6 protein-coding genes and 4 tRNA genes are annotated in these 7,850 nt (G+C 41.1%); all 10 read left to right on the forward strand.

The window, feature by feature from the left end; translation table 11 throughout:
• Positions 1-127 precede the first annotated feature (127 nt).
• Positions 128-850, forward strand: coding sequence for a type II secretion system protein N (gene gspN, locus CL42_RS15060; RefSeq protein ID WP_035270433.1), 723 nt, complete (start codon positions 128-130; stop codon positions 848-850).
• On the forward strand, positions 850-1,686 hold the full coding sequence (locus CL42_RS15065; RefSeq protein ID WP_035270436.1) for a type II secretion system protein N: 837 nt from the start codon (positions 850-852) through the stop codon (positions 1,684-1,686). Before gspN ends, CL42_RS15065 begins: the two co-directional genes overlap by 1 nt.
• 42 nt (positions 1,687-1,728) lie before the next feature.
• Positions 1,729-4,116 carry a type II secretion system secretin GspD gene (gene gspD / locus CL42_RS15070; RefSeq protein ID WP_035270440.1) on the forward strand — a complete coding sequence of 796 codons (2,388 nt, stop codon included), beginning with the start codon at positions 1,729-1,731 and terminating at the stop codon, positions 4,114-4,116.
• A gap of 69 nt (positions 4,117-4,185) precedes the next feature.
• Positions 4,186-4,860, forward strand: coding sequence for an FHA domain-containing protein (locus CL42_RS15075; protein ID WP_035270441.1), 675 nt, complete (start codon positions 4,186-4,188; stop codon positions 4,858-4,860).
• A gap of 58 nt (positions 4,861-4,918) precedes the next feature.
• Complete coding sequence (locus tag CL42_RS15080) at positions 4,919-5,590, forward strand: HAD-IA family hydrolase (protein WP_035270445.1); 672 nt, start codon at positions 4,919-4,921, stop codon at positions 5,588-5,590.
• Between the two features lie 117 nt (positions 5,591-5,707).
• Positions 5,708-7,201: an anthranilate synthase component I gene (gene trpE, locus CL42_RS15085; RefSeq protein ID WP_035270448.1), complete on the forward strand. Its 1,494-nt coding sequence runs from the start codon at positions 5,708-5,710 to the stop codon at positions 7,199-7,201.
• Positions 7,202-7,299: 98 nt separating this feature from the next.
• Positions 7,300-7,375 (forward strand) — tRNA-Thr (locus CL42_RS15090).
• Between the two features lie 53 nt (positions 7,376-7,428).
• A tRNA-Tyr gene (locus CL42_RS15095) sits at positions 7,429-7,512 on the forward strand.
• A 34-nt stretch (positions 7,513-7,546) separates the two neighbouring features.
• Positions 7,547-7,622, forward strand: a tRNA-Gly gene (locus tag CL42_RS15100).
• A gap of 14 nt (positions 7,623-7,636) precedes the next feature.
• A tRNA-Thr gene (locus tag CL42_RS15105) sits at positions 7,637-7,711 on the forward strand.
• The last annotated feature ends 139 nt before the right edge of the window (positions 7,712-7,850 follow it).

The raw sequence follows: 7,850 nt of genomic DNA on the forward strand, positions 1-7,850 counted from the left end.
TTTTTTTATAAGTGAATTGGAGAAGTGTAAAATTTATGCATAATACCAAGATAGAAAATTTTCAAACATTTTGCGGTTAATTAGACTTAGATGTTGGTATACATGGAATGATAAAAAAATCAAAAAAATGGTGTGGTTAAGCGTCGCTATCTTCGCTTTTTTATTATTTGTTTTTTTACAAGTTCCAGCATCGTGGCTCATTACTAAATTTTATAAAAATAATCAAATTTTAAAAAATGTCAGTGGCAATATCTGGCAAGGTCAAGCAGATTGGCAAAAAGGAAATCTTGCAGGTTCTGTCATCTGGCAAACACGTCCTCTCGATCTGATTTTATTAAGAGCTGGTGCCAACTTAGAAATACATAGTGGTCAGACGCAACTCAACGGTGTGGTGGGTTATGGGCTTGGAAAAAAAATAATTATCAAAAATATGAGTGGAAATATTGCTCCTGAAACACTTAAAACATTTGTGGATTGGCAATGGCCTCAGAATAGTATTCAGCTGAAGGATGTAGCATTTCAATTTAAAAAAAACGATGGTTTTGCAAAAACCAACGGAGAGATGCAATGGGGTGGTGGTACGCTAACTTATACATTTGCCCAAAAACAAGAACGAATGAATATGCCATCCTTAAAAGGGCAATTTTCAGACGAAGCTGGAAAACTGCTCATTGATGTACAAGATCAGCGCGGGCAAAAAATGGCTAACCTTAGTTTAGATCCTGCATTAATGTTGGATGCACAGGTGACCCAAAGATTATTAATGAATGTGCCTTCATACGATGGTAAAGCTGGTTTAGATACCTTTGTCGTCAGTACGAGACAGCCACTGCTGAGTGGAGGTTTCTAATGAAAGGATTCCAAGATAAGTTTTCACAAATTTCATTAAAAGATTTAGATCGAATTGCTCCACTTACTTTATTTATTCTGATTTTAATCATGATGTGGAAGCTCGCTTCATTATTTTGGTTGGTGGTTGCACCACCGCAAGTCATGCAAGTTGACCAAGTCGCATTAGGTTCGCAGCAACTTCCTGTTCCGAATATATCGAGTTTCTCATTGTTTCAAGAAACAGGTGCGCAAGTAAGTGCTGCTGATGTTAATTTAGCGCTTACGTTGCAAGGGGTTGTGGTTTCGACGCCGAGTAGTCAATCTTCAGCGGTGATTAAAGTTCGAGAGGTTGCTGATCGTTATACCATTGGACAAACTTTGGAAGGAAGTTCTTATCAGCTTTCAGAAGTATATTGGGATCATGTGGTATTGAAACAGCCGAGTGGTGCGACGACTGAGTTGAGATTTACCGGAATAGAAAATCTTAATCAGCCGCTGGTACCTGATGCACAGCAAAATTCTGCTAACGCAACTTCGAATTCAGGTCAAACGACTACTCAAAATGCCATTGGTCAAGCAATCAATCAAATTCAAGAAAATCGTGAACAATACTTAAGTAATATGGGTGTCAACACCGATGGTGGTCAAGGTTATGAAGTCACGGATCGTACGCCTGCATTTTTGAGAAGCAAACTAGGATTAAGACCTGGCGATCGCGTTTTATCCTTGAATGGGCAATCGGTAGGTCAAGGACAAAGTGATGCGCAACTGCTAGAACAGGCTAGACGAGAAGGTAAAGTTCGCATTGAAGTAAAACGAGGTGATCAAGTGATGACCTTCCAACAAGAATTTTAAAATGTGTTAATTTGCATAAAGTATTAGGAAATATAACAAGTTATGGATTTTTTAAATCGAAATCGGTCATTTTGGGCGATGGTCGCAGTAGCACCAGTATTGGCTGTCGCAAGTACCGCTGCGCAAGCGCAAACTTGGAAAATTAACCTGCGTGATGCAGATTTGACTGCATTTATTAACGAAGTTGCAGATATCACAGGGAAAAACTTCGCAGTTGATCCGCGGGTTCGGGGTAATGTGACGGTTATTTCAAATAAGGCTTTAAACAAAGCTGAAGTCTATGATTTGTTCTTGGGAGTGTTAAACGTTAATGGCGTTGTTGCTGTACCTGCAGGTAACACTATCCGCTTAGTCCCTGACAATAATGTAAAAAATTCAGGTGTGCCTTTTGATGCCTCTCGGAACGCACGAGGCGATCAAGTGGTTACTCGTGTCATTTGGCTGGAAAATACCAACCCCAATGATCTAATACCCGCGTTAAGACCACTCATGCCGCAATTTGCGCATTTGGCGGCGGTACAAGGAACAAATGCGCTTATAGTCTCAGATCGTGCGAATAATATTGCACAGCTTGAAACGATTATTCGTAATTTAGATGGAACCGGACAAAACGATATTGAGGCTATTAGCTTGCAGTCTAGCCAAGCTGAAGAGCTGATAGTTTTGTTGGATTCAATGTCTTCTACGGGGGGTGCCAAAGACATTTCAGGTTCTCGAGTACGTATTATTGCAGATGCACGTACTAATCGTATTTTGATCAAGGGTGATCCAAGTACTCGTAAACGCATTCGTCAAATGATCGAAATGCTTGATGTTCCTTCAGCTGATCGCTTAGGCGGTCTAAAAGTATTTAAGCTTAAGTATGCAAGCGCAAAAAATTTGGCTGAAATTTTACAAGGTTTAGTATCTGGTCAGGCGGTGAATAGTACCAGTAATTCAAATAGTTCAAGCTCCAATTCAAGTGCTAGTAACTCATTAATTAATAATAGCTCGAGTAATACGTCTTCAAATGGGAGTGTGAGTACTCCAGCGATTAATTTGAATAGTGGTTCAAATCAAAATCAACAAGACATTACGAGTTTTAATAGTAATGGCGTGAGTATTATTGCTGATGGTGCACAAAATGCATTAGTGGTAAAAGCAGATCCTCAACTCATGCGTGAAATTGAATCCGCTATTCAACAACTTGACGTGCGTCGTCAACAAATTCTCATTGAGGCTGCTATTGTTGAAGTTGAAGGAAATGACGTAGATCAATTGGGTGTTCAGTGGGCACTAGGTGACATCAGTAGTGGTATTGGTGTAATCAATTTTGATAAAGCGGGTGTGGGGCTGAGTCAATTGGCTTCTGGATTCCTTGGTAATGTAGCTACGGGTGCTGGTTTGATTGGAGCTGGTGCTTCATTGGCCTTAGGTGAATATAAAGAAGGTGCGAATGGATCGCGTAAACTGTATGGCGCACTGATTCAGGCATTGAAGACCAATACTAAGTCGAACTTACTGTCTACACCATCGATTGTCACCATGGATAACGAGGAAGCTTATATCGTTGTGGGTGAGAATGTTCCATTCCAGACAGGATCTGTGACAACGACAGGTGGAACAGCAAACCCTTATACTTCAATTGAGCGTAAAGATGTTGGTGTAACATTAAAGGTCATTCCGCAAATTGGTGAAGGTGGAACAGTTCGTCTTGCTGTAGAACAAGAAGTATCCTCGGTGAAGCCAGATAGTGGTGAGGCGAAAGACTTGGTGACCACTAAGCGTGCCATAAAAACCTCGATTTTGGCTGAAAATGGTCAAACAATTGTACTGGGTGGTCTGATTTCAGATGATACTAAGTTAACGCGTCAAGGCGTCCCAGGTTTAAGCTCGATTCCTGGTTTGGGTAGACTGTTTAGAGCAGATGCAAAGAATAATGTGAAACGAAACCTACTCGTTTTTATTCATCCAACAATCGTAGGAGATACGGCTGATATTCGTAGATTGTCACAGCAACGCTATGACCGTTTATACAGTTTGCAGTTAGCGCTAGATGGTGATGGAACATTTAAGAAGCTACCGGATAATGTTGATGATATCTTCCAACAGCGGTTGCCTGTATCAAGTACTCCTCAACCCGTTAAGCCTATCGTAGTGCCATCAACGCCTCAAGCAGTAGAGCCACAGGTACAGCGTTATACTGCTCCGACAGCACAGTCTAAGCCAGTAGGGCGTGTGATTGAACGTCCAAATGTCATCGTGACTCAGGATCCTGTGGTGAAATCAACGCGAGTGCTGCCAAAGCCTGTGATTTACAATCAAGTTGCCACAACAAATACAAACAATGCCCAAGTCGTGGTGGAAACCCCTGTCGCGATTGAGCCAAAACAAGATGTGCAAAGAACACAAAATACGGTCACAACCACGACATTGAGACCATCTCGATAACATGCGTTCAATGTGAATCTCGAAAACAGCCATGTTAAAATGTCAAAACTTGAATAATGGATCGAAACTATGACTTGGAAATTACAAACAATTACTGGCGAATTTGCGGGTAAAGAAGTTGATATCGATCGAGACATGTTGGTGGGTCGTCATCAAGATGCAGATATTTTGATTCAGTCTGCAGATGTATCACGCCGTCATGCTGCTTTGTTTCTAAAAGAGCAGGTGCTCACTGTTCAAGACTTAGGTTCGTCAAATGGCACGTTTATTAACGATACAAAAGTTGCTGAAGGCGAAACTATTGTTAAAGATAGCGATATTCTGCAATTTGCTAGCCATAAATTTTCAGTTTTAGCACCTGCGCAATCTGCACAAACATTACAAGATGTTCAGCAGCCTAGCGAAGCAATCGCAACAGCTGAAATTTCTTCAAAGGTTGCAGTAGAGAAGACAGCAGCAGCTGAAATGCTTGAGCAGGGTATGCCTGATCTGAAAGAGCGAGATAGCTCAGTTCAGCTTAGTCGAGATGGTATGCCTCAAAATGTAGGAATTCCTAAACCAGCGCCAATTCCTGAGGGAGTTGATGTTAATACAACTGTCAATAAGCATGAAGCATGTGAGGTAAATATTCCTGCAACTTGTACGGAAAAAGAGTTGGAAACTCAAAAAAATGCCAATATTGGCTTAATGGCATTATTGGTGTTAGTGATTGTGGCACTAGTTGCCTGGTTTATTTTCAACTAAGTTGCATGTGATTTTTTAAGGCATGCTTTCGCATGCCTTTTTTGTTAGGTTTAAAATAATGAATATTGCGAATTTGGAACAGCGTGACTTAATTCTTTTTGATCTGGATGGAACTTTGGTTGATTCGGCATTTGATCTATATCGTGCCATGAATATGAGTTTGAATGTATTAGAACTGCCTTTGGTCACAGAATCTCAAGTTCGAAATTGGATTGGCAAAGGGACTTCATTGTTCTGTCAGAGTGTTTTAATGCATCTGACTGGGCGTGTAGAGCCTTCTGAGCATCAACAATTATTGGATACTTTTTTAGAAATTTATAATGCCGAACCGTGCGTGGATACGCGTCCATTTCACGGCATTATCGAATTTTTAGAGTGGGGTCGAGCTCATCAAAAAAAAATGGTGTGTGTCACGAATAAGCCGGAATTACCCGCTAGAAAAATATTGGCTGAATTAAAGATGGATCACTATTTTGTGGATACGGTGGGTGGAGATCGTTTTGAGGTGAGAAAACCAGATCCTAAACCTTTGTTGCATTGTGTTGAGGCCTTTGGAACTGATCTGGACAATACCTTGATGATTGGTGACTCATCGAATGATGTAGAGGCAGCGCGCCGTGCGGGTATTGATTGTATTGTCGTAAGCTATGGTTATAATCATGGCGAAGATATTCAGCTATGTAAGCCGCAACAAGTAGTTGATGATTTAACTGTGTTGATTTCTAAGTAAGTTGTAATAAATAAAGAAGGGTAGAGGAATGAATAGTTTTAATGTTTTTCGATGGCGTCTCTCAGCGCAGACTTTATAGAACATTCAATATGCATCGAAAACTACAGAGAATTCCTCATGACAACATCAACTCAATTTCAACAGCTTCAATCGCAAGGTTTTAACCTAATTCCAGTTTATCGCCAACGCTTAGCTGATACTGACACTCCATTGTCAGTATTTGCACGTTTAAAACAACATCAACAAGCCTATTTATTTGAGTCTGTAGAAGGTGGTGAAAACTGGGCGCGTTACTCGATTATTGGTCTAGGCGAGTCAACGGTATTCTCTTGCAATGAAGGACAGTTAACAATTCAGAAAGCTGATGGCCAAGTCGAATCGTTTGAGTGTCAAGATCCTTTCCAGTATATCCGTGACTTTCAATCGCAGTTCAAAGTGCCATCAAAAGCAGAACTCCCAGATTTGCCCAACTTTACAGGGGGGTTGGTGGGCTATTTGGGGTATGACGCGGTACGCTATATTGAACCGCGCTTAAATAACGTTCCTGATGCTGATCCTGTTGGATTGCCAGATTTATGGCTCATGTTGTCTAAAACAGTTGTAGTTTTTGATAATTTAAAAGACACGCTATTTATTATCGTACATGCGGATACACAGGATGCGGATGCTTTTGATAAAGCACAAAGCCAGCTGGATGAAATTGAATCATTACTTGCCACACCGGTGAGCTTGCAGGCAAAGCCTCACACGGCCCCTCATTTTGAATCATTAACAGGTAAAGAAAAATTCTTAGAATCGATTGAAACTGTTAAAGAGTACATTCGTGCGGGTGATGTGATGCAGGTGGTTCCTGGTCATCGCATGGTATCGGACTTTGATGGTGATCCTTTACAAGTATATCGTGCATTACGTCATCTTAATCCTTCACCATATCTGTTTTTAGTACAAGGAAAGACGCTTAGTGATGAAAAGCCATTTTATATTGTGGGCTCATCACCTGAAATTTTATCGCGTTTAGAAAATGGAGTGGCGACTGTGCGCCCATTAGCGGGCACACGACCACGAGGTAAAACCAAAGAAGAAGATTTAGCGCTGGAAAAAGATTTACTTTCCGATGAGAAAGAAATCGCAGAGCACTTAATGTTGATTGATTTGGGTCGCAATGACATTGGGCGTGTATCAAAAATTGGTAAAGTGCAAGTCACTGATCAAATGGTGATCGAACGTTATTCACATGTCATGCATATTGTTTCTAATGTGCAAGGGGAAGTTGCGGAAGGCGTAGATGCTTTGGATGTTTTTAAAGCAACATTCCCTGCAGGAACACTTTCTGGGGCACCAAAAATTCGCGCTATGGAAATTATTGACGAAGTTGAGCCAGTAAAACGTGGAATTTTTGGCGGTGCTGTTGGTTATTTAGGCTGGCATGGTGAAATGGACATGTCTATCGCAATTAGAACCTGTGTTATTCGCGAAAATAAGGTTTATGTACAGGCTGGTGCGGGTCTTGTTGCAGACTCAAATCCTGATTCTGAGTGGAATGAAACCCAAATAAAAGCTCGCGCAGTGATCAAAGCGGTTGAATTATCATCAAACGGATTGATTTTGTGAGTTTTTAGGGGTTTTTTTGAAAAAAACACTTGCACGGATTTCAAGTTTTGCTAAACTGCACACCGTTCCGATACGAAACGTACGAAACACTAAGAAACGCCGGCATAGCTCAGTTGGTAGAGCAACTGACTTGTAATCAGTAGGTCCACAGTTCGAATCCGTGTGCCGGCACCATCTTAGAGAGTTTAAGTAGTCGAGTAAAGAACAACACTGAAGTAAGTGTAAATGGTGAGATTCCCGAGCGGTCAAAGGGAGCAGACTGTAACTCTGCCGCGTAAGCTTCGAAGGTTCGAATCCTTCTCTCACCACCAATTTTAAAACTTCGATCTAGTGTCTTACCAATATGCGGGAGTAGCTCAGTTGGTAGAGCGGCAGCCTTCCAAGCTGCATGTCGCGAGTTCGACCCTCGTCTCCCGCTCCATCGAAGTATTAAATGCTCTTATAGCTCAGTGGTAGAGCACTCCCTTGGTAAGGGAGAGGTCTCGAGTTCAAATCTCGATAAGAGCTCCAGATATACAGTTTAGTAGAAATTTCTACAAAGTTTTAAAGAAAGCAGGCTTATTAGTCTGCTTTTCAAGTATTTAAAGTGTCATTTTTTTTGGCGATAGGTCGATACTGAACAATCTTAGAATTGTGTTCGACGTAAACG

This window comes from Acinetobacter sp. Ver3 (genome assembly GCF_000632455.1).
Classification (GTDB): domain Bacteria; phylum Pseudomonadota; class Gammaproteobacteria; order Pseudomonadales; family Moraxellaceae; genus Acinetobacter.